General features: G+C 33.6%; 24 protein-coding genes. 21 read left to right on the top strand and 3 right to left on the bottom strand.

What is annotated here, in order from left to right:
* Positions 1-84 precede the first annotated feature (84 nt).
* From ABG79_RS10500 to phoU, 5 genes are read left to right on the top strand one after another with little or no spacing between them, the layout of a single operon-like run.
* Positions 85-990 (top strand): PstS family phosphate ABC transporter substrate-binding protein, encoded by a 906-nt coding sequence (locus ABG79_RS10500; protein ID WP_057979424.1) that lies wholly within the window; start codon positions 85-87, stop codon positions 988-990.
* 51 nt (positions 991-1,041) lie between these two features.
* Positions 1,042-1,947: a phosphate ABC transporter permease subunit PstC gene (pstC, locus tag ABG79_RS10495; protein WP_057979423.1), complete on the top strand. Its 906-nt coding sequence runs from the start codon at positions 1,042-1,044 to the stop codon at positions 1,945-1,947.
* Positions 1,947-2,813: a phosphate ABC transporter permease PstA gene (pstA, locus tag ABG79_RS10490; protein WP_057979422.1), complete on the top strand. Its 867-nt coding sequence runs from the start codon at positions 1,947-1,949 to the stop codon at positions 2,811-2,813. Before pstC ends, pstA begins: the two co-directional genes overlap by 1 nt.
* 9 nt (positions 2,814-2,822) lie before the next feature.
* Positions 2,823-3,578, top strand: a complete 756-nt coding sequence (gene pstB / locus ABG79_RS10485) for a phosphate ABC transporter ATP-binding protein PstB (RefSeq protein WP_057979421.1) — start codon at positions 2,823-2,825, stop codon at positions 3,576-3,578.
* A gap of 15 nt (positions 3,579-3,593) precedes the next feature.
* Positions 3,594-4,247 carry a phosphate signaling complex protein PhoU gene (gene phoU, locus ABG79_RS10480; protein ID WP_057979420.1) on the top strand — a complete coding sequence of 218 codons (654 nt, stop codon included), beginning with the start codon at positions 3,594-3,596 and terminating at the stop codon, positions 4,245-4,247.
* A 301-nt stretch (positions 4,248-4,548) separates the two neighbouring features.
* Here phoU and lepB read toward each other — a convergent pair whose 3' ends face one another.
* A complete protein-coding gene (gene lepB / locus ABG79_RS10475; RefSeq protein WP_057979419.1) occupies positions 4,549-5,073 on the bottom strand; it encodes a signal peptidase I in 525 nt (174 codons plus the stop codon).
* Positions 5,074-5,308: 235 nt separating this feature from the next.
* Here lepB and fusA point away from each other — a divergent pair, with 235 nt between their 5' ends.
* Positions 5,309-7,399 (top strand): elongation factor G, encoded by a 2,091-nt coding sequence (fusA, locus tag ABG79_RS10470; RefSeq protein WP_057979418.1) that lies wholly within the window; start codon positions 5,309-5,311, stop codon positions 7,397-7,399.
* A gap of 27 nt (positions 7,400-7,426) precedes the next feature.
* On the opposite strand, the gene ABG79_RS10465 is transcribed toward fusA, so the two are convergent.
* Positions 7,427-8,686, bottom strand: a complete 1,260-nt coding sequence (locus tag ABG79_RS10465; RefSeq protein ID WP_152978241.1) for a dicarboxylate/amino acid:cation symporter — start codon at positions 8,684-8,686, stop codon at positions 7,427-7,429.
* A gap of 172 nt (positions 8,687-8,858) precedes the next feature.
* Here ABG79_RS10465 and ABG79_RS10460 point away from each other — a divergent pair, with 172 nt between their 5' ends.
* From ABG79_RS10460 to disA, 11 genes are all read left to right on the top strand, one after another.
* On the top strand, positions 8,859-9,092 hold the full coding sequence (locus tag ABG79_RS10460) for a hypothetical protein (RefSeq protein WP_057979416.1): 234 nt from the start codon (positions 8,859-8,861) through the stop codon (positions 9,090-9,092).
* A 4-nt stretch (positions 9,093-9,096) separates the two neighbouring features.
* Positions 9,097-9,249, top strand: a complete 153-nt coding sequence (locus tag ABG79_RS12530; protein WP_160318235.1) for a hypothetical protein — start codon at positions 9,097-9,099, stop codon at positions 9,247-9,249.
* 97 nt (positions 9,250-9,346) lie between these two features.
* The gene (locus ABG79_RS10455) at positions 9,347-9,655 is read left to right on the top strand and encodes a PadR family transcriptional regulator (protein ID WP_057979415.1); all 309 of its coding nucleotides are present in this window, start codon (positions 9,347-9,349) and stop codon (positions 9,653-9,655) included.
* A 9-nt stretch (positions 9,656-9,664) separates the two neighbouring features.
* Complete coding sequence (locus ABG79_RS10450; protein WP_057979414.1) at positions 9,665-10,300, top strand: ABC transporter ATP-binding protein; 636 nt, start codon at positions 9,665-9,667, stop codon at positions 10,298-10,300.
* Positions 10,300-11,082 carry an ABC transporter permease gene (locus tag ABG79_RS10445; protein WP_057979413.1) on the top strand — a complete coding sequence of 261 codons (783 nt, stop codon included), beginning with the start codon at positions 10,300-10,302 and terminating at the stop codon, positions 11,080-11,082. Before ABG79_RS10450 ends, ABG79_RS10445 begins: the two co-directional genes overlap by 1 nt.
* Before the next feature lie 230 nt (positions 11,083-11,312).
* Complete coding sequence (locus ABG79_RS10440; protein WP_083490417.1) at positions 11,313-11,768, top strand: CtsR family transcriptional regulator; 456 nt, start codon at positions 11,313-11,315, stop codon at positions 11,766-11,768.
* A 127-nt stretch (positions 11,769-11,895) separates the two neighbouring features.
* Complete coding sequence (locus ABG79_RS10435; RefSeq protein WP_057979411.1) at positions 11,896-12,408, top strand: UvrB/UvrC motif-containing protein; 513 nt, start codon at positions 11,896-11,898, stop codon at positions 12,406-12,408.
* A 15-nt stretch (positions 12,409-12,423) separates the two neighbouring features.
* Positions 12,424-13,437 (top strand): protein arginine kinase, encoded by a 1,014-nt coding sequence (locus ABG79_RS10430; RefSeq protein ID WP_057979410.1) that lies wholly within the window; start codon positions 12,424-12,426, stop codon positions 13,435-13,437.
* A 12-nt stretch (positions 13,438-13,449) separates the two neighbouring features.
* Positions 13,450-15,897 carry an ATP-dependent Clp protease ATP-binding subunit gene (locus ABG79_RS10425; RefSeq protein ID WP_057979409.1) on the top strand — a complete coding sequence of 816 codons (2,448 nt, stop codon included), beginning with the start codon at positions 13,450-13,452 and terminating at the stop codon, positions 15,895-15,897.
* 89 nt (positions 15,898-15,986) lie between these two features.
* Positions 15,987-17,342, top strand: a complete 1,356-nt coding sequence (gene radA / locus ABG79_RS10420; RefSeq protein WP_057979408.1) for a DNA repair protein RadA — start codon at positions 15,987-15,989, stop codon at positions 17,340-17,342.
* Positions 17,343-17,344: 2 nt separating this feature from the next.
* Positions 17,345-18,409, top strand: coding sequence for a DNA integrity scanning diadenylate cyclase DisA (gene disA, locus ABG79_RS10415; RefSeq protein ID WP_057979407.1), 1,065 nt, complete (start codon positions 17,345-17,347; stop codon positions 18,407-18,409).
* Between the two features lie 22 nt (positions 18,410-18,431).
* Here the strand turns inward: disA and ABG79_RS10410 are convergent, their stop codons facing one another.
* A complete protein-coding gene (locus ABG79_RS10410; RefSeq protein ID WP_057979406.1) occupies positions 18,432-18,827 on the bottom strand; it encodes a hypothetical protein in 396 nt (131 codons plus the stop codon).
* A gap of 223 nt (positions 18,828-19,050) precedes the next feature.
* On the opposite strand from ABG79_RS10410, the gene ABG79_RS10405 reads away from it, so the two are divergent.
* From ABG79_RS10405 to ABG79_RS10390, 4 genes are all read left to right on the top strand, one after another.
* Positions 19,051-19,536 carry a CarD family transcriptional regulator gene (locus ABG79_RS10405; RefSeq protein WP_057979405.1) on the top strand — a complete coding sequence of 162 codons (486 nt, stop codon included), beginning with the start codon at positions 19,051-19,053 and terminating at the stop codon, positions 19,534-19,536.
* 94 nt (positions 19,537-19,630) lie between these two features.
* Positions 19,631-20,746 (top strand): PIN/TRAM domain-containing protein, encoded by a 1,116-nt coding sequence (locus tag ABG79_RS10400; RefSeq protein WP_057979404.1) that lies wholly within the window; start codon positions 19,631-19,633, stop codon positions 20,744-20,746.
* An 11-nt stretch (positions 20,747-20,757) separates the two neighbouring features.
* A complete protein-coding gene (gene ispD / locus ABG79_RS10395; protein ID WP_083490416.1) occupies positions 20,758-21,411 on the top strand; it encodes a 2-C-methyl-D-erythritol 4-phosphate cytidylyltransferase in 654 nt (217 codons plus the stop codon).
* Positions 21,412-21,566: 155 nt separating this feature from the next.
* A complete protein-coding gene (locus ABG79_RS10390; protein ID WP_057979403.1) occupies positions 21,567-22,808 on the top strand; it encodes a glucoamylase family protein in 1,242 nt (413 codons plus the stop codon).
* Positions 22,809-22,903: the final 95 nt, after the last annotated feature.

Genomic DNA, 22,903 nt, shown 5'->3' with positions numbered 1-22,903 from the left:
TTTAACATAATCTTGATAGTTCTTAACAATTCTAACAATTAAAATTAAGGTGTAAAATGAATTCCAATAGAAAGGGGATTTAATATGAATAGCAAAAAAATTTTAACAGGATTATTAGCAGGGATATTAACTTTATCATTTACAGCATGTGCACCAAAAAAAGAATCTAATCTGGCGGGAATAGTTAAAATTGACGGTTCAAGCACTGTTTATCCTATAACTCAAGCAGTAGCAGAAGAGTTTAACAAGGAAAACCCAGATGTAAGTATAACAGTTGGTATTTCAGGAACTGGCGGCGGTTTTAAAAAGTTTGTTGTTGGTGAAACTGACATAAACGATGCTTCAAGAAAGGTTAAGCAAGAAGAATTAGATAAAGCAAAGACAAATGGAATAGATATGATGGAATTAGAAGTTGCGTATGATGGAATAGCAGTAGTAGTAAATCCAGAAAATAACTGGGTAGACGATATTACAACAGATGAGTTGAAGTTAATTTGGGATAAGGATTCAAAAGTTGTTTACTGGAGTGATGTAAGACCTGAATGGCCAAAGGAAAAGATTAAATTATATGGTCCAGGAACGGATTCTGGAACATTTGATTACTTTACAGCTGAAATAAATGGAGAAGAAAAGAGAATAAGAACAGATTATACAGCAAGCGAAGACGACAACGTTTTGGTACAGGGTGTAGAAGGAGATAAGTTTGCGATGGGTTTCTTTGGTCATTCTTACTATGAAGAGAACAAAGATAAACTAAAAGCACTAAAAATAAATGGGATAGAAGCAACAACTGAAAATATTAAGAATGGTAACTATAAACCGCTTTCAAGACCACTGTTTATATATGTGAATACTAAAGCACTTGAAAGACCTGAATTAAAGACATTTGTTAAATTCTATCTAGAAAAAGCAAAGGATTTAGTTGAAGAAGTAGGCTATGTACCTCTAGATGATGCTAAGTATCAAGAACAACTTAACAAAATAAAATAATCTGAGGCACCCTATTGGGTGCCTATAGCCACGTAAAGAAGGGAGAAAGAAATGAAAAAGATTCAGTTTTCCAGTAAAGAGAACATGAAAAAAAGAGAAAAAATAATAAAGGTATTCCTAACTTTTTTGGGTACCATTTCTATTTTTACGACATTAGGAATTATTTTTTCACTTTTTGAAGAAACAGTCCAGTTTTTCTCTAAAGTTCCGATAGTAGAGTTCCTAACAGGTAGGGAATGGACACCGCTTTTCCAACCGCCAAGATTTGGAGTATTGCCATTAGTATTAGGAACTACTCTAATAGTTATAATATCAAGTATTATTTCTATACCAATAGGACTTGGAAGTGCAATTTATCTGAGTGAATATGCACCTAAAAGGGTAAGAAAAATACTTAAACCAACGCTTGAAATACTTGCAGGAATTCCATCGATTGTATATGGATATTTTGCTCTAACTGTTATAACTCCAATCATAAAATCCATTTTCCCAGAAGTAAGTGTATATAATGCCCTGAGTGCAGGCATTGCTGTAGGAATAATGACTGTCCCACTTGTTTCATCTCTAAGTGAAGATGCCATGATGGCAGTGCCAGATTCATTAAGACTCGGAGCTTATGGTCTTGGGGCTACTAAACTAGAAGTTGCAACTCAAATAGTTGTTCCTGCAGCTCTACCAACAATAATAGCATCATTTATACTTGCAATCTCAAGAGCGGTTGGAGAAACTATGATAGTTGCAATGGCAGCAGGATCAACTCCCAAAATGACATTAAACCCACTTGAGAGCATTCAAACTATGACGGGGTATATAGTACAAATTAGTATGGGAGATGTGCCTTACGGGTCAATAGGGTATAGAACACTCTTCGCAGTAGGGGCATTACTTTTCATTATGACATTGATGTTAAACGTAATTTCCAGATATGTCATGAGAAAGTACAGGAGGGCATATTGATGAATGAGTCTCAAAGAATTAAAAGAAGAAAATTTAAAAATTCTATTTTTCATGCAATTATCTTTGCTTGCACATTGTTTGGGATTATAGTGCTTGCAATACTACTATATAGTATTTTAAACAAAGGACTTAGATGGTTGAGTATTGAATTTATAACTAATTTCCCTTCAAGATTTCCTAAAAAGGCAGGAATCTTCCCGGCTCTACTAGGAAGTTTGTGGCTCATTGTATTAACGGCCATAATTGCTTTTCCAATAGGTGTTGGAACAGCTATTTATCTTGAGGAATATGCAAAGGAGAACAGATTTACAGAATTCATTAAATTAAATATTGCAAATCTAGCTGGAGTTCCAGCAATTATTTACGGTATGCTTGGACTTGCAGTTTTTGTAAGAGCATTAGGTTTTGGAAGAAGTATTTTAGCTGGAGCACTTACAATGTCTCTTTTGATTTTGCCAACTATTATTATATCTTCGCAGGAGGCACTAAGAACAGTTCCTACATCATTAAAGCAGGCATCCTATGCACTCGGAACTACTAAATGGCAGACTATAACAGGTGTAATACTTCCTTATTCGATTCCGGGAATTTTAACGGGAACAATTCTTGGAATTTCCAGGGCTTTGGGTGAGGCAGCTCCTTTGATAGTAGTTGGAGCTTTAGCATATGTGTCATTTATACCTGCAACTCCGTTTGATCAGTTTACAGTTTTGCCTATACAAATATTCAATTGGTCTAGTATGCCTAAAAGAGAGTTTCAAAACGTTGCAGCCGCTGGAATTATAGTTTTACTAGCAATACTTCTATCTGTCAATTCCATAGCAATAATCTTAAGAAATAAATATCAAATTAGAATGAAGGACTAGGAGGATAATATGGAAACTGTATTAAATGTAAGAAACTTGAATTTTTATTACGGTAATAATTTGGCTCTAAAAAATATAAATATGGATATATACAAAAACAATATAACTGCATTTATCGGTCCATCCGGTTGCGGTAAATCAACATTTCTGAGAACTTTGAACAGGATGAATGATTTTATAGAAAATACTAAGGTTGAAGGTGAAATATTATTCGAAGGAAAAAATATTTATTCTAAAGAAATAGATCCTGTTGAGCTAAGAAGAAGAATTGGAATGGTATTTCAAAAACCAAATCCATTTCCTAAAACTATATATGAAAACATTGTGTATGGATTGAGAAATAACGGAGTTAACAAGAAGGATATTCTTGATGAAGTAGTTGAAAAAACGCTAAAATCAGTAGCACTCTATGATGAAGTTAAAGATAAGATTTATAAATCTGCTTTAGAGCTTTCAGGTGGGCAGCAGCAAAGATTATGCATTGCAAGGGCAATTGCTATGCAACCTGATGTTGTTCTAATGGATGAGCCTACTTCTGCCCTTGATCCTATTTCAACTATGAAGATAGAAGAGCTTTTATTAGAACTTAAGAAGGAGTATACTATAATTATAGTGACTCATTCGATGCAGCAGGCAGCAAGAATTTCTGACCAGACGGCATTTTTCTTAAGTGGTGAAGTAATTGAGTATGACAGAACCGACAAAATATTCGAAAACCCGAGGGACAAAAGAACAGAGGATTATATTACAGGTAGATTCGGTTAAAAAGGAGAGATTTTCATGACAAGATTGCACTTTCAACATCAACTTGAAGATGTGAAACACAAATTACTTAGAATGGGTTCGCTTGTAGAATCAATAGTAGATATGGCCGTTACATCTTTAAAGGAACAGGATTTAGAAGCTGCTTCAAAAATTGCATTGGAGGACGACAAAATTGATTCAATGGATATAGAAATAGAAATGGATTGTATGAAGCTTTTAGCACTTCAGCAGCCTTTGGCAAAGGATTTGAGGACAATTGCAACAGCGCTAAAAATAATAACCGACCTAGAAAGAATTGGAGACCATGCAGTAAACATTGCTAAAATCACATTGGAAATAGGCAAAGAACCACTCATAAAACCTCTTATTGATATTCCAAGAATGGCGAGAATTGCACAGGAAATGATTAGGCTTAGTCTGGATGCATATGTAAAGGAAGACATTGAACTTGCAAAGAAGGCGGCAGAAATGGACCAGCAAGTAGACGATATATACCAGGCAATAATAGATGAACTGCTTCAAATGATTGTTGATGACCCTAAAATTACAAAGCAGGCCACAAAACTTATGTTTGTTGGAAGATATTTAGAAAGAATTGCTGACCACACAACAAACGTATGCGAACGCATAATCTACATGGTTACTGGCAAACTAGAAGAAATTAACTAATTGGTGACATTCACTTGATTTCTTGACTTCTTGAGTTGTTTGTCAATTAGGACAAAAGCCCCATTAATAATTTCAATGGCATGGGTAACTTCACTAAGACACCTTAGCTTTTCTTTTTTTCGAAATACCTATTCGCATAAGCCACTGTAATCAGTGACTCTATAGCTTATAAAGAATTATAGTCTTTTGAATAGTCTAAAAGAAAGAGGTGCTAAGTCTTGAGATGAATGACACCTTGAAATTATATGGGGCTTATTTTAAAACTATATTTATATTAATTGTTTTGTTTTATATGGTATGATTATAATTTTTTCATGTCACTAAATGGGAATACTTTAAATATTGCATGCCCCTTTATGTGATCAAAGGGTATTGGACCTATATATCTGCTATCCTCACTTACCTCTCTATTATCGCCTAATACATACACAAATCCTTCAGGAATAATCATATCGATATTTTCTTCAGCATATGTTTCCGTTCCTTCTGAAAGATATGGTTCATTTACCTTTTCGCCGTTTATAAACACGCTTCCACTTTTTATCTGTAATCTATCGCCAGGTAGAGCAATCAATCTTTTTATATAAAGACCTCGTCCTTTTTCACCCGGGTCAAGTATGATTATTTCGCCTCTTTTGAAACTCTTTGTATATAAGCTTATTTTTTCTATAGCAACTCTGTCGTTATCGTGCAGTGTAGGAATCATAGAAGGACCCGAAACCTGAACTATATCAAATATAAATCCCTTTATTGCAAATGCAATAACCGCAGCTATAGCAATGGATATTACCCATTCTTTGATTTCAGTTAATATTCTATCTCTCATGTCAATACCCCCTAACAAAGATATTATATACCAATTTTTGAAAGGTTACAAATTAAATTTGTTTGAACAATTTTAGATAATTTTAGTATTGATGTATAATTTAATCAATACAGGGAAACATATAAAAGAAAATAGTCAAAATTGTCGAAAATTTTTCACAATTGAGAGAGGAATTTTAAAATCTATGGAGAATATATAAAATAAGGCATCTATTTAGCAATAAGGGGGAATTTACATGAAGGAATACAAAATTGATAACATCAGAAACATTGGTGTAATTGGACATGGTGGAACTGGAAAGACAACTTTAATCGAGGCAATATTGTTTGATTGTAAAGCAACTGATAGAATGGGTAGAGTTGAAGATGGGACAACAGTTTGCGACTTCGACCCAGAAGAAAAGAAAAGACAGATTTCAATTTCTACAGCTGTTGCACCATGTGAATGGGGAAACTATAGAATAAACTTTGTTGACACTCCAGGATATTTCGATTTTGTTGGAGAAGTTTTAGAAGGATTAAGGGCTGTTGACTCAGCTATAATTACAGTATGTGCTGCTTCAGGATTGCAGGTTGGAACTGAAAAGGCATGGAAATATGTGAATAAATACAAGATACCAAGAGCTTTCTTAATCAATAAAATGGATAGAGAAAATGCTGATTTTGATAAGGCATTTAAACAATTAAAGGATAAATTTGGTCTTTCAGTAGCTGCACTTGAAATTCCAATAGGAAATGAGGCGGATTTTAAGGGAGTAGTCAGCATATTAGAAAAGAAGGCTTTAATTTACGATCAAAAGACCAAATCGATGGTTGAAACGGAAATACCAGCTGATTTAGTATCAGTTGTTGATGAATATAGAAATATATTGATGGAATCTGTAGCTGAAACTGATGAGGAATTATTAGAGAAATATTTAGGAGAAGGAGAGCTTTCAGACGAGGAAATATTGAAGGGATTAAGAAAAGGTATTTTAAATTGTGAAGTAGCTCCTGTATTCTGTGGTTCAGCACTTTCAAATGTTGCTATGGCAACGCTGCTCGACTGCATAGTTAATTATTTCCCATCACCAGCTGATAGAATTGAATTTAAGGGTAAAAATCCTAAAAATAATGAAGCTGAAGTTAGGAAATCCAGTCCTGATGAAAAATTTTCAGCATTTGTATTTAAGACAATAGCTGACCCATTTGTTGGAAAGCTTTCAATGTTCAGAGTAATATCAGGAAGTATATCTTCAGATTCAGTTGTATATAATGCAACTCAAGATAAGACCGAGAAGGTTGGAACTATATATGTTTTAAAGGGAAAGAATCAGACTCCAGTTCAAAAATTGTCTGCTGGAGATATTGGAGCGGTAGCAAAACTGCAGTATACTATGACAGGTGATACTTTAGCGGATGCAAGCAAGCCAATAGTTTATGACGGCATTGAATTCCCAGAGCCTGCTATTTCAATGACATTCAAGCCAAAATCTAAGAATGATGAAGATAAGATTTCAACAGGATTACACAAGCTATTAGAGGAAGACCCAACATTTAAGATATCAAGAGATGTTGAAAATGCAGAACTAATTATTTCTGGAGTTGGAGAGCTTCATCTTGAGGTTATTGCAAGTAAATTAAAGAACAAGTTCGGTGCTGAAGTTACACTAGATATTCCAAAGGTTCCATATAGAGAAACAATAAGAAAGACATCCGATGTTCAAGGTAAGCATAAGAAACAATCTGGTGGACATGGGCAGTATGGCGATGTTGTTATAAAGTTTGAACCACAGCATGAAACGGAAGACTTGGTTTTTGTTGACCAAATCGTTGGTGGTGTTGTTCCAAGACAATATATACCTGCTGTTGAAAAGGGACTTAGGGAATCAATGAAAAAGGGTGTTCTTGCAGGTTATCCTGTAATCAACTTAAAAGCAACATTACACTATGGTTCTTACCACCCTGTTGATTCCTCAGAAATGGCATTCAAAACAGCTGCTTCGCTGGCATTTAAAAAGGGTATTAAGGAGGCTGACCCTGTCCTTCTTGAACCTATTATGCATTTTGAAATAACTGTTCCGGATGAATATATGGGAGATGTAATAGGCGATATCAATAAAAGACGCGGTAGAGTTTTAGGAATGGAACAAAAAGATGGAATGCAAGTGATAATGGCTGAAATGCCAATGGCAGAAACATTTAAATATGCCACTGATTTAAGGTCCATGACTCAGGCAAGAGGAAGCTTTACAAGTAAGTTTGAAAGGTATGAAGAAGTCCCAGCAAATATAGCACAAAAGATTATTGAAAATGCTCATAAGGAAAAGGAAGAAGATGAAGAATAATAAAAAACCCGGCACTGCCGGGTTTTTTTATGCACTTAATGTTGAGTTATAAGTAGTTAGGTTTAATTCTTTTTCTGAATTTGAAACTATAACTGTTCCAACTGCGTCTCCAGTTACATTTACAACTGTTCTTGACATGTCGAGAATTCTGTCAACTCCTATTATTATCCCGATACCTTCTATTGGAAGTCCTACAGATTGTAAAACCATAGTAAGCATAACAAGACCAACTCCTGGAACTCCAGCTGTTCCTATTGAGGCTAAAGTTGCAGTAAGAATTATCATTAATTGTTGGGAAATGGTTAAATCAACACCATAAATCTGTGCTATGAATATGGAAGCAACACCCTGCATTATAGCTGTTCCATCCATGTTTACTGTTGCACCGAGCGGAATCGTAAAGCTGGCAATTGATTCAGGTACACCAAGTTTTTTCTCACATGTTTCGAGGTTAACTGGAATAGTTGCATTGCTGCTTGATGTTGAGAAGGCAACAACCATTACTGGCCAGAATTTCTTGAAAAAGCTTACAGGATTTACTTTTCCAAGTATCTTTAACAATGAACCGTAAACCAGTAAAACTTGAACTAACAAAACAAATATGATAGTTAGTGCATATTTTAAAAGAGGCAATAACACATCAATACCCTGGAATATAATAACGTTAGAAATCAGTGCAAATACTCCGTATGGAGCAAATAGCATTACTATTCCTATTATTTTCAGTAAAACTTCGTTGATATTTTCCAATACATCAAGTAAAAGCTTTCCCTTTTCTCCAAATAGGGCCAATGATATGCCAAACAATATTGCAAAAACTATTATTTGAAGCATTTCACCCTTTACAAGAGCTTCGAATGGATTTGTTGGGATCATATTAACGAATATATCCATTAAGAAAGGTGGTTCAGTTGGCTTAAACTCCTTAGGAGCAGGTATGTTTATTCCAATACCTGGATTTACTATATTAGCTACAAACAACGCAATTGTGATTGCTAAAGCTGTAGTCAAAAGGTAGTATGCGATTATTTTTCCGCCAACACGGCCGAGCTTTTTAATATCTCCAATGCTTGCAGTTCCAACAATTAGTGAAACTAGAACAAGAGGAGCAACCAGCATCTTAATTCCTCTTAAGAATATATTGCCAAATGGCACCAGCATCCATTTGCTTAAGCCTTCGTTGAATGGTTTTGGAAAAAAGCTATTAGCCAATATTCCAAAAACAATACCGGCGATAAGTGCGATAAGAACCTGATTTGCAATTGACATTTTCTTTTTATTCATTATAACACCCCCTAAAAATAAAAAATTATAACAAATATATGATAACATAAGGAAGATAAAAAATCCATAGTTATTTTAAAAATCTAACAAATGAATTATGAAACTTATAATATTTCAAAAATAATGCCGTATTAAATCGGAAAATATGCAAAAAATACTTAAAGGGAGGGATAATATGTCGGATTATAGAATAAATTTTGGAAGTGTGATTGGACCATCTGATACTAATAAAATATATGATATCCTGTCTATTCTTAGTGAAGATGATGAATTAATAATTACTATGGATGGAACGGATGTGCATCAAAGCGATGAGATTACTAAAATATTGGAAATGAATGGATTTGATGTTAGTCAAAAGGGAGGTCATGATGATAATAAGTATCATCTGATTGCGAGGAGAAGGTGAGTATATGGAAATTAGGAATAAGAAGGACGGAAAGAGATATAAGTTCAATTTTAATTTAGAGCATTTCGGAGAGTTTGTGCCTAGTTTTTTCAAATGGATTTTACCACAAGAGCAAAGAGAGAGAATTAGAGAAATAAATAACAGATTAAAGCAATAAAAGATGGCGATTTAGCCATCTTTTATTATTGTAATATATTAACATTAGGTGTATAATATCATTAAACGATATCGAAAATCGATAAAGGAGTGATATTTTGAAGGATAAAATTTTAAGAAAATTATTTTTGGGATTTATTCAAATACACATTTTACATCATGCAAAAAAGGAACCTTTTTTCGGTTTATGGATGATTGATGAACTTAGAGAACATGGATATAACATTGGTCCGGGAACTTTATATCCTATTTTGCATTCTCTTGAAAAAGAGGGGCTCTTAAGAATGGAAGAGAAGCTGATAGAAGGTAAAATAAGAAAATATTATTATATAACAGAATTTGGAGAGGAAATTCTTGATGAATCTAAGAAAAGAGCAAGCGAACTATATCATGAAATTTTAAAGTGAGGTGAAATGATGTTTAGATTTGAAAATGTAAAGTATAGAAATATACTTGATATTAAAAAACTTATTATTGAAGAAGGAAAAATAAACTGTATTGTTGGGGAGAGTGGGAGTGGTAAGACGACTGCTTTAAGATTATTGAATAAAATGATTAGTTGTAATAGTGGCGAAATTTACTATAAAGATAAGCTTATTGAAAATTGGGATTCTGTTTTATTAAGAAGAGAGGTTGTGATGACTCCGCAGGTGCCGGTTATGTTTAATGGAGATATAAGGGAGAATTTATTAATAGGGCTAAAGTATTCAGGAAAAGATTTGGTTGACGATGAAAGATTAATTGAGGTAATGAAAATTGTTAATTTGAATAAATCGTTGGATGAAGAGGTTCAGAATTTGTCCGGAGGAGAAAAACAAAGGGTTGCGCTTGCCAGGGTTTTGGTTATGGAGCCGGAGGTTTACGTTTTTGATGAACCATCTTCGGCTCTTGACGATGGAACTGAAGAGAAAATTATTGGAAATATAGTTCAATATGTTAAAAATAAAAATAAAACGCTAATAATGGTTACACATTCTAAGTCTTTGGTAAACAAATTTGCTGAAAAAGTTATAGAAATTGATAAAGGCAGGATAGTTGGGGGTGAAATTTAATGAATGGGGTTATACATCTAGATTTATACCAGATGATTTCGGTTTATCTTTTTGTTTTAATACTTCTTATAATAGTTAAAAGAAGAGGAATAAAAAGAGAAAGAGAAATATTAATTTCAAGCGTAAGAATGACTCTTCAACTGATTTTAACTGGATATGTATTAGTCTATATTTTTAAAAATCCAAGTCCTATTATTACAATTAGTATATTAATTATCATGGAGATATTTAGCATAAACAATATATATAGCCGTAATAAGAAAAAGCTTACAAAAAGATTAAAATATATTATAGCATTGTCGCTTACATTTGGAACTGTGTCGAGCATATTGTATTTTTTATTAGTTGTAGTTAGAATTTCGCCATGGTATAATCCGAGATATTTTATTCCAATAGCGGGGATGTTAATTGGCAATTCGATGACTGGCATATCATTGGGCGTGTCAAAATTAATAGGAGATATGGAAAAACAAAAGGATGAGATTGAAATGGCGCTTATGCTTGGGGCAACACCTAAAGTTGCTGTTAAAAATATAATTGACAATACATTTGATTCTGCAATACTACCTACGATAAATTCAATGATTGGTATGGGAATAGTGTTTTTACCTGGCATGATGACGGGACAAATTTTGTCTGGGACTTCTCCTTTGACGGCTATAGAATATCAAATAGCAATAATGCTTGGAATATTAGGAAGTGTATCTATAACAGTAATAATATTTTTGGAATTGGCATATAAATCATATTTTAATGAAAGTGCACAGCTAGTAAATGATTAGTTTCTTGGGGATTAACCTCAAGAACTTTTTATTTTTTGAGAATTTTTTTGTAAAATGAAGACGTATAGAGATAAATTGTAATATTCTCAAATAACAAATAAAATAAATGATTACTGTCCAAAAATTAAACTTGATTTGCGTATAAAAGAATGTAAAATTAAAATCAGAAAGGTCAAAGAAAGTCAAAGTCAAAATCAAAGAGCATTCCTACTATGAATCGAGGTGAAAAAATGGCGAGACTCTCGGATATAATCGAAAATTTTATAAAAAACATGCTTGATAAAAGTCAGCAGGATTTTTTAGAGATACAGAGAAATGAACTTGCAAATCTATTTAACTGCGCTCCGTCTCAAATTAATTATGTTCTTGAAACAAGATTTACAGTAGACAAGGGATATTATATAGAAAGCAGGCGTGGAGGCGGAGGGTTTATTAAAATAACAAGGATTAAAATTAATAATAATGATTATATTAAAGAGGCTGTATGGAATAATATAGGAGAAGAGATAACACAACAACAAGCCGAAGGTTATATTGAATTTTTTAAAGAAAGAGGATATCTTACAGAACGAGAAGCAGCACTTTTGAGAATTACTATAAATGATAAAGTTTTGAATATTGCAGGAGAAAACAAGGATAGAGTTAGGGCATCAATTTTGAAGACTACTTTGATAAACTTATTATAATTTAAATAAATGTAACTAAAAAGAATTACTCTTAGAAATTCAAAAAAGGTTAGATTATTTAGGCTGAATTGTCAAACAATTCAAGAAGTCAAGAAATCAAGTGAATGTCACTTATGGAGGTGGGTGTATGTTGTGTCAAAATTGCAATCAAAGAGAAGCAAATGTTCACATCACAAAAATTGTAAATGGTGTGAAGCAGGAAATGCATCTTTGCGAAGAGTGTGCAAAGCAGAAGAATGAATTTAACATGATAAATCCGTTTAATCTTGCTACTCCAATGTCGTTTCAGAATATACTTGAAGGATTTTTTGAGATGATGGGTGGAGTGCCGCAGCAAATACCAGAGCCTGTGACTTGTCCTGTTTGCCATCAGAGTTTTGATGAGTTTAAAAGAACAGGCAAAATGGGATGTGCAAACTGTTATAGAACTTTCAATAATGAAATTACACCAATAATAAAAAGAGTTCATGGAAATATAAACCACACTGGTAAGGTTCCAAAGAGAACTGGTGGTATTTTAAAGATTAAGAGGGATATAGAAAAGTTAAAGGAAGAATTAAAAATAGCAATTATGAATGAGGAATATGAAAAGGCTGCAAAGATAAGAGACCAGATTAAGGAATTGGAATCAAAGCTTTAATGAGGGGGTGGTTTAATGTTGTTCAATAAAAAGGAAAACAATATTGTTTTGACAAGCAGGGTAAGGTTAGCAAGAAATATAGATGGAGTTCCTTTTCCACAGAAATTAAATGAGAAGGAGATAAATGAGGTCATTAAAAATGTTTCTGATTCTATACTAAATAGCAATTCAGCCATTGCGCATGAGTTTAATCTGATCAAATTAAAAGATATAAAGCCGCTTGAAAGGCTATCGATGATTGAAAAACATCTTATAAGCCTTGACCTTGTTAATGAATATTTAAGGGCTGCGGTGCTTTTAAATAGAGATGAAAATGTATCTATTATGATAAATGAGGAGGACCATATCAGGCTACAGGTAATTTATAACGGATTTAAGGTTAAAGAGGCCTATGAGTATGCGAATAAATTAGATGATTTGATAGAAGAGAAAATACAGTATGCCTATGACTCAAAGTTTGGATATTTAACAAGTTGTCCAACGAATGTTGGGACGGGTATAAGAGCTTCAGTCATGATTCATCTTCCTGCTCTTACAATGACAAAAAACATTAATAATATTCTAAATACTGTTACTCAGGTTGGTATGACTATGAGGGGCATTTATGGAGAAGGCAGCAGCGCAATGGGCAATATATATCAAATCTCCAACCAGGTTACTCTTGGTCTAACAGAAGAAGAAATAATAAACAATCTAATCGCGGTAACAAAAAAGATAATTGACCAGGAAATGAAGACAAGAGAAATGATTCTTGAAAAGCAATCTGCAGAGGTTGAGGATGATATTTACAGGTCAATTGGAATATTGAAATATTCAAGAATGCTATCATCCCAGGAATGTTTAAATCTTTTATCTAAGATAAGAATGGGAATAGAAATGGATATAATTAAGGATATAGACTTTAATAAGATAGACGAGTTACTAGTCAAGGTTCAGCCCGCTACGCTACAGTTAATAGAAGGCAGGGAATTAGATTCAAAGGAAAGGGATATTATAAGAGCTAAAATAGTTAGGGAATCATTAAGATAAGGAGGCGATATAATGTTTAATGGTTTTACTGAAAGAAGTCAAAGGGCTCTTCAGCTTGCTGCGGAAGAAGCAAAGAACTTAAACCATAGTTTTATTGGAACAGAACACCTTCTTCTTGGGATAATTAAAGAAGGTGGTCAAGGAGCAAAAGTTTTAAAGGATTTGGGAGCCGACGAAGATAAGATAAGAAATCTGATAATAGAAATCGAAGGAAAGGGTGAGGAGTATTTTAATTTCCACGAAATACCCCTAACTCCAAGAACAAAAAGAATAATTGAGCTTGCAAGAAATGAAGCCAGAGCCTTAAATCACAACTTTATTGCACCTGAGCATATGCTGCTTGCTCTTTTAGGTGAAGGCGAAGGGGTGGCAATTGCAGTTCTTTCAAAACTTGGCATAGATATTTCAAAGATAAGAAATGAAATATTGAACACTTTAAACGTCGGAGAATTAAATCCAGGATTTAAAGGAAAACAAAACACAGGACAAAAGCAACGACAAACAAATACTCCAACACTTGACCAGTTTGGAAGGGATTTAACTGAACTTGCAAGAGAAGGTAAGCTTGACCCTGTTATTGGACGTGAAGGTGAAACTGAAAGAGTAATTGAAATTTTATCTAGGAGAACAAAAAACAATCCATGTTTGATTGGAGAACCTGGTGTTGGTAAAACAGCAATAGCAGAAGGTCTTGCACAAAAGATTATCGAAGGAAATGTTCCAGAAATATTAAAGAATAAAAGAGTTGTTACATTGGACCTTTCTGGAATGGTAGCAGGTTCAAAATATAGAGGAGAATTTGAGGAAAGACTAAAAAAGGTAATGGAGGATATAAGAAAGGCAGGAAATATAATTTTATTTATCGACGAAATCCATACTATTATTGGTGCAGGTGCTGCTGAAGGGGCAATCGATGCTTCTAATATACTAAAACCAGCGCTAGCAAGAGGAGAAATACAAGCGATTGGTGCTACTACAATAGATGAATATAGAAAGCACATTGAAAGAGACCCTGCGCTTGAAAGAAGATTCCAGCCTGTTCAAGTTGGCGAACCTACTGTCGAAGAGTCAATCCTTATACTAAAGGGATTAAGGGATAAATATGAAGCTCATCATAAAGTTAAGATAACTGATGAGGCTCTTGAAGCTGCAGTCAATTTATCACATAGATATATTACAGACAGATTTTTGCCTGATAAGGCGATTGACCTTATGGATGAAGCTGCCGCAAAGGTAAGATTGAAAAATCTTACTGCCCCACCAGATGTTAAGAATCTTGAAGAAGAACTTGAAAAGGTAAGAAAGGAAAAAGAAGAAGCTATAAACACACAGGAATTTGAAAAGGCTGCAAAATTAAGGGATAAGGAAAATGAGATTAAGGAGCAGCTAGAAAAGATTAAGTCCGAATGGCAAAATCAGAAGGATAGTGAAATCCTCGTAGTATCAGTTGAGGATATAGCAAATGTAGTTTCAAGATGGAGTGGAATTCCTGTTAACAAATTGACTGAAACTGAGTCAGAAAAGCTCTTAAAACTTGAAGAAATACTTCACCAGAGAGTGGTTGGTCAAGAAGAAGCAGTAAAGGCAGTTGCAAGGGCAGTAAGGAGAGCTCGAGTTGGTATTAAGGACCCTAAAAGACCTATTGGTTCATTTATCTTCTTAGGTCCTACAGGTGTTGGAAAAACTGAACTTTCCAAGGCGCTTGCTGAAGCTATGTTTGGTGATGAAAATGCGATGATAAGAATAGATATGTCTGAATATATGGAAAAACATACTGTATCAAGGCTAATAGGTTCACCTCCAGGATATGTTGGATATGAAGAGGGAGGACAGTTAACCGAAAAGGTTAGGAGAAAACCTTATTCAGTAGTATTATTCGATGAAATTGAAAAGGCTCATCCGGATGTATTTAATGTTCTTCTGCAGATACTTGAAGACGGTAGATTAACAGACGGTAAAGGAAAGACTGTTGATTTTAGAAATACAATTGTTATTATGACATCAAATGCAGGGGCACAGACGATAAAGAAGCAGCAGACAATAGGCTTTGCAGCAACTACGGAAAAGGAAAGAGAAGATTCATATGAAAGAATGAAAAACAATGTAATGGAGGACTTAAAGAAGACATTTAGGCCGGAATTCTTGAATAGAATAGATGAGATAATAGTTTTCCATCAGCTTGAAGATAAGGACATCGAAAAAATTGCTGAACTTATGTTAAAGAGTGTAATTAAGAGACTAAAAGATTTAGAAGTTGAAATAGAATTCAACGAAGAAGTAGTAAAGCATCTTTTTATACAGGGATTTGACCAAACTTATGGTGCAAGACCGTTAAGAAGAGCAATAACTAAGGCTGTTGAAGATAAACTCTCAGAGGAAATGTTAAAGGGAAATATTAAAAAGGGTGATAAAGTAATAATGAAAGTAGTCGACAATGAAATTGTTTTTGATAGGGCATAAAAATTTTATGCCCTTTTTTAATATCTTTCTTTACAGTGCGTATTTTATTAAATATAATGTAATTGCCAAGTAATTAAGGAAGTGATAAAATGGGAAAAACAAAGTCCGTTTATATATGTCAGGAATGTGGATACGAGTCTCCAAAATGGATGGGCAAATGTCCAGGATGCGATAGCTGGAATACATTCGTAGAGGAAGTAAAAAGCCAAAAGGCTGTAACTTTTTCGGAAGTTAAAAATGCACCTGTGAACATAAATGAAATTGAAATTACTCACGAGATTAGATATTCAACTAAACTTGAGGAGCTTGATAGAGTTCTTGGAGGTGGAGTTGTAAGGGGCTCGCTTGTTCTTGTTGGAGGAGACCCTGGTATAGGAAAATCAACACTTCTTCTTCAAATGGCTAACAATGTTGCAGCTGAAGGCAATGTTGTCCTATATGTTTCTGGGGAAGAGTCTGCAAAGCAGATAAAGATTCGTGCAGAAAGGCTAAATGTGTTAAGCAAGAATCTTTTTATTTTATGCGAAACTGATATAAATGAAATAGAAAAAAATATTCTAAATGTAAATCCCAATGTTATTGTTATTGATTCTATTCAAACTATATATAGACCGGAACTTCAATCGGCACCAGGAAGCGTTAGCCAAGTTAGGGAGGCAACTTCCGCGCTCATGCACATTGCAAAAAAGCAAAACATTGCAACATTCATCGTAGGTCATGTTACCAAAGAGGGTTCAATTGCAGGACCAAGGGTTTTAGAGCACATGGTTGACACAGTATTATATTTTGAAGGGGAAAGGCATAACACCTATAGGGTTTTAAGAGCCGTAAAAAATAGATTTGGCTCAACTAATGAAATAGGTGTTTTCGAAATGAAGCACGGAGGGCTCGAGGAAGTTTCTAATCCATCTGAAATGCTGCTTTCTGGAAAGCCTAAGGACGTATCAGGGTCATGCGTAGTTTGCACAATGGAGGGAACACGACCAATATTGATTGAAGTTCAGGCTTTAACTTCATTAACAAGCTTTGGAATGCCAAGAAGAATGACAACGGGACTTGACTACAATAGGACAGTTCTTTTAATTGCAGTTTTAGAAAAAAGAGTTGGTATGCACATACAAAATCACGACGTTTATGTTAACATTGCAGGAGGATTAAAGGTTGTAGAACCTGCAACAGACCTTGGGGTTTTATGTTCTATTGCATCAAGCTTTAAGAATATTCCCATAAGCAGCGAAACAGTAATAATAGGTGAAGTTGGATTAACTGGAGAGATAAGAGGGGTAAATTTAATCGACAAGAGAGTATTTGAAGCAAAAAAATTAGGTTTTAAAAAATGCGTTATTCCAAAAGAAAATTTGAAGGGTCTTGAAAAGGTTGATGATTTAATTATTGTTCCTGTGGACAATATTTATGAAGCTTTAGAAGAAGTGCTAGGGGGATAGTTATGAGAGATACAAAAGAAGTTGAGCTTTTAAATGTCTTAAGGTTAGTAGCACCAGGAACGCCGCTTAGGGAAGGGTTAGAGAATATATTAAAGGCAAAGACGGGTGGACTTATTGTAGTAGGAAATGAAGAACAGATAAACAAATTATTAGATGGTGGATTTTTTATTAACAGCGAATACTCTCCAGCATATTTATATGAGCTTGCTAAGATGGATGGTGCGATAGTATTAAGCGATGATTTAAAAAGAATTTTGTATGCAAATACACAAATAATACCAGATTCAAGCATACCAACGCTTGAGACTGGAACAAGGCACAGAACAGCAGATAGATTTGCAAAACAGACTGGAAATATTGCTATTGCAATTTCTCAAAGAAGAAATTTAATTACAGTCTTTAAGGGAAATATAAAGTATGTATTAAAGGATACGAGCATGATTTTAACAAAGGCTAATCAGGCTATACAAACTCTTGAAAGGTATAAGTCTGTTTTGGATGAGGCTGTTACGAATTTATCTGCGCTTGAGTTTGAAGATTTGGTTACTATTTACGATGTCGTAACTGCAATTCAAAGAAGCGAAATGGTTATGAGGATTGTTAATGATATCGAAAGATATGTTATAGAGCTTGGCAATGAAGGAAGACTTATTTCACTTCAGCTCAATGATTTGGTAAGTTCTGTTGAAGAGGATGAGATAAGGCTAATAAGAGATTTTGTTATCGACGGAAAGGATTTCAATGAAGTTTACAAGTCAATAAAGGGACTTTCATCTGAAGAGCTTTTGGAATTATCTATTATTTGTAAGCTGTTAGGTTACAACCCTGACCTAATGCTTGATACTATGGTATCATCGAGGGGTTATAGAATATTAAACAAGATTCCTAAGCTGCCTCAAATAGTTATTGAAAATATGATTAAAACGCTTGGTGATTTTAAAAGAATACTTCTTGCAAATATTGAAGAACTTGATGAAGTTGAAGGAATTGGAGAAGCAAGGGCAAGGTCCATAAAAGAATGGCTAAAAAAACTTCAGGAACAGGTATTGCTGAATAGAAGAATATAAAAGGCTCGCGAAATGCGAGCCTTTATAACATACTGAATTTACCAAGGGTTTCAATTTTTTCGTTCTGCCTTATTATTATATCGAACAAATTAAGTTCCATAGCATTGCATAAAGCGGCAAGGTAATAAATATTATTTCCAATTTCTGTTTCCAGTATTTCTCTACAGTTGTCGCATAGTTTTCCTTCTATTTGATAGCTCAAAAATTCTGTTATATTATCAAGAGAAGCATCTTCAGGTATATTTTGCTTAGTGGCAACTACTTTTATGCATCCGTGGTTTGTAGCTGCTTTTGCTACAGCTCTATTTATCCTTGAGTTTGATTCGGATAATTTAGTTATTATATCTAATATACTTCTATGTCTTATCAATGAGTCGTGAACCGCGTCCTGAAATTCGTCTATAATGATCTCCTTCATCAGCCTCCACTCCTTGCTGTTTATTATTTAATAATATTATAAATATTCAGACAATGATATGTCAAATAGATTGATATTTATTTTAGGCTATTTTTGAGCCAAAATTCAAGTAATAAAATACAATAATATTAGAGAATATTATATTATTCGATTTATTTAACTATTTTTTAATATTGCTTCAAATTGCGACTTTGGAAATTATGTTAATAAATGGGGTGTTGTTATGTATTCAATTGGTGATAAAGTCCTTGTAAAAAAATACGGTGCAGGTATTATAAGGGCTATTGAAGAGAAAAATATTGATAGTGTAATAAAGAAATATTATCTAATTGAACTGAATAATAATAAGATGAGCATTTTTTTGCCTATTGAAGATGATGAAAAAATAAGGATAATCATAAAGAGAGAAGATGTAGGCAAAGTTTTAGATATATTAAAAAATGGAGTTTATGAACTTCCACATACCTCATTAGAAAGATATAAGTTATATAAAAATGCGTTATTAAGCTATAATATATTTGAATATGCTAAAGCATTGAAGGCAGTTGCTGAAAAGTATAAATCAAAAAAAGCTCCACAGCTAGATTATAAAGCAATGAATGAATTACTAATTCTAATTTCATCTGAAATCAGCATAGCTTTAGATGAGGAGTTTGAAGAAACAAAAAAGAAAATAATTGAAATATTAAATTTAAAAAATTACAAGTGATAAAATTTTATCAAAATTTTTATTATTGAAATTAGTTGAATGATAATGTATATTAATATATAATACATTGGAATAATTTTCAGGAGGTGAATTAATGTTAGAAAAAATATTCAAATGGATATTGACAATTGTGGGTTTTGCATTAGGATATGCAGCCACAGAAATTGCAAAGAACTGGGGTTTTATTAATAGCATCATAGGAACGTCTAACATTTATAGGATTGGATTTATATCAATTGCAATTATTTTATTCGGAATCATATTTTACATTGTTTCTCCATTTATAATTAAATTGATATTTAAACTTACTGGATTTTTAGAGAGCGGTATTCAAAAGATTCCTACAAATGACATAATATTAAGCGTATTAGGGCTTATTATAGGTCTTTTGATTGCTAACTTGCTTATTACGCCATTTGCAAGGTTTCTAGCTGGAAATACTATTTTGTCAATAGTAGGTTCTACATTGACATTAGTTGTCAATATAGTATTTGCAACGTTAGGAGTAAACATTACATTAAAGAAAAAAGATGATTTATACAATGTATTTACTTTCTTAAGAAGATTTAGCAAGGACAAAAAAAGCAAAGCCGATAGTAAGCTTGGAATTTCACAACCTAAGATATTAGACACAAGCGTAATAATCGACGGAAGAATACTTGATATTCTTAAGACTGGATTCTTAGAAGGGCCGATAATGATTCCTTCATTTGTCCTTGAAGAACTTAGGCACATTGCTGATTCTTCGGACAACTTGAAACGTGCAAGGGGAAGAAGAGGACTTGATATATTAAATTTAATGCAGAAGGAATTAATGCTTCCTATAGAAGTAGTAGAAAGGGATTTTGAAAACATTCAAGAGGTTGACAGTAAACTATTAAAGCTTTGTCAAATATATAATGGGAAGATAATTACCAATGATTTTAATTTAAATAAAGTTGCTGAAGTTCAGGGAGTCCCTGTATTGAACATTAATGAGCTTGCAAATGCTGTTAAACCTATAGTTATTCCAGGAGAAGAGATGAATATTCATATCATAAAAGATGGAAAGGAAGCAGGTCAGGGTGTTGCATATCTTGATGATGGAACAATGATTGTAGTAGAAGGTGGAAGAAGACACGTTGGGGAAGTCGTAGATGTGGTCGTTACATCCGTCCTTCAAACCGCAGCAGGAAGAATGATTTTTGCAAAACTTAAGAGTGCATCGTAAGAGGTGATAGTTTGATTTCGGCAATAATAGTTGCAGCAGGCAAAGGAAAAAGGATGGGATTGGGTTTTAACAAACTGCTTGCTAAAATTGACGGTAAAGAGATAATAGTCTTAACGCTTGAAAAGTTCCAGAACTCAAATTTGATAGATGAAATAATATTAGTCGTTTCTGAAGATGAGCTGGATTATTTTAGAGAAAATATTGTAAACAAGAATGGATTTGACAAATGCAGGCTTGTAATAGGCGGTAAAGAAAGACAAAACTCAGTATACAGTGGACTTAAAAATACCTCAAATGCTGATATTGTTCTTATACATGATGGCGCAAGACCTTATATTGACGAAGGGATGATTAACCGTTCAATAGAAGCAGCGAGGGAATACGGAGCTGCTACAGTTGCGGTTCCAGTTGTGGATACTATAAAGGTAGTTGAAAATGGTTTTTCAGTTGAGACACTAGAAAGAAGTAAATTATACTCCGTTCAAACACCGCAAAGCTTTAAATATGACTTGATTTTAAAGGCACATCAATTTGCAATGGAAAACAATATCGTCGCCACCGATGATACTATGCTTGTTGAAAAACTTGGCTATATGGTTAGAATTATAGAAGGAAGTTATGCGAATATAAAGATAACTACTATTAATGATTTAAATAAAAGATGATTTTATTAATTCTGGGCTGTCACAAAACACATGTGACAGCCTTTGATATTGTGGGAAAGAATGCAATCATTTAATAATTTTACCTGTAGATTTATGTAAACTAAAATAATATAATAAAATAGAGTTTGTATTTTTATAATTGGATGGGGGATAAAATGAATATTAGCGAATTTGTTTTAAATCAAGAAGCTTTAGGTTCATTTATGTATTTTTGGAACGAAGCAAATAAAGATAAAAATAGCTCAGGTTATGGTCTTGTTAGAGATAGGGCACCATCAAATCCAAGTATATCAAGCATAGCTGCAGTTGGTTTTGGACTTACGGCTATACCTATTGGAATAAAAAAGGGATGGATAAGCTTAAAAGAGGGGATTGAAAGGGTTAATGGCACACTAGATACTCTTTTATATCACGCTGAAAATATAAATGGCTTTTTTTATCATTTTTTGGATTTGGAAACTGCTAAAAGGGTGTGGAACTGTGAGGTATCATTAATAGATACGGCAATTGCAATTTGTGGAGCCTTATTTGCAGGTGAATATTTTGGAGGCGAAATAAGGCATAAGGCTCAAAAATTATATATGAATGTTAACTGGCAGTGGTATTATGATGAAGATAAGAACTGGTTCTACATGGGGTATACCCCTGAAAGAGGCTTTGAAGGTCACTGGGACTTCTATGCAGAACAGCTAATGGTATATTTTCTAGCTTCAGCATCTCCTACTTATCCAGTTAAAGCTGATGCATTTTATAGTTTCTTTAGAAATATTGCAACATATAAAAATTATAGATTTATAAACTCATGGCTGGGCTCAATTTTTACTTATCAGTTCTCTCATGCCTGGTTTGACCTAAGAAACTTAAAGGACAAGAAAGGTGTAGATTGGTTTGAAAATTCTATACAAGCTACCCTTGCAAATAGAGAGTATTGCATAGATAATAGGGAAAGGTTTAAAGGCTTTAGTGAAAATTCTTGGGGTCTTACTGCATGCGACGGTCCGTCAGGATATGAAGGAAGATACGGTTCTTTACCTTCTGGATTATTCAATAATGAAAACATTACTGATGGAACAATACCTCCAGCAGGTGCTGCTGGTTCAATTGTTTTTACACCAAAGGAGTCAACTGAGGCATTGGTCTATTACTACAAGAATATACCAGGTTTGTTTGGCAAATATGGATTTAAAGATGCATTCAACATTGATGTTGAACCATTATGGATAGCTGAAGATTATTTAGGAATAGACAAAGGAATCACTCTTTTGATGATAGAAAATTATAAATCAGGTTTTGTATGGGATACTTTTATGAAGAACGAATATGTGAACAAGGCATTTGAACTAATAGGTTTAGATAAAAACTATAATATATTTGATAAGAGAAAACAAATTATATGAGGCATATTGCCTCTTTTTTATTGTTTTAAAGGGTTTTTTAAAATTATGTAGAATTAATTATATTGATACTATTTTCAGGGGGACGCTATGAATAG

Source organism: Caloramator mitchellensis (assembly GCF_001440545.1).
GTDB classification, from domain to species: Bacteria; Bacillota; Clostridia; order Clostridiales; family Caloramatoraceae; genus Caloramator; species Caloramator mitchellensis.
The sequence above is the reverse complement of the archived record's forward strand: the minus strand, read 5'-3'. Positions and strand labels throughout refer to the sequence as shown.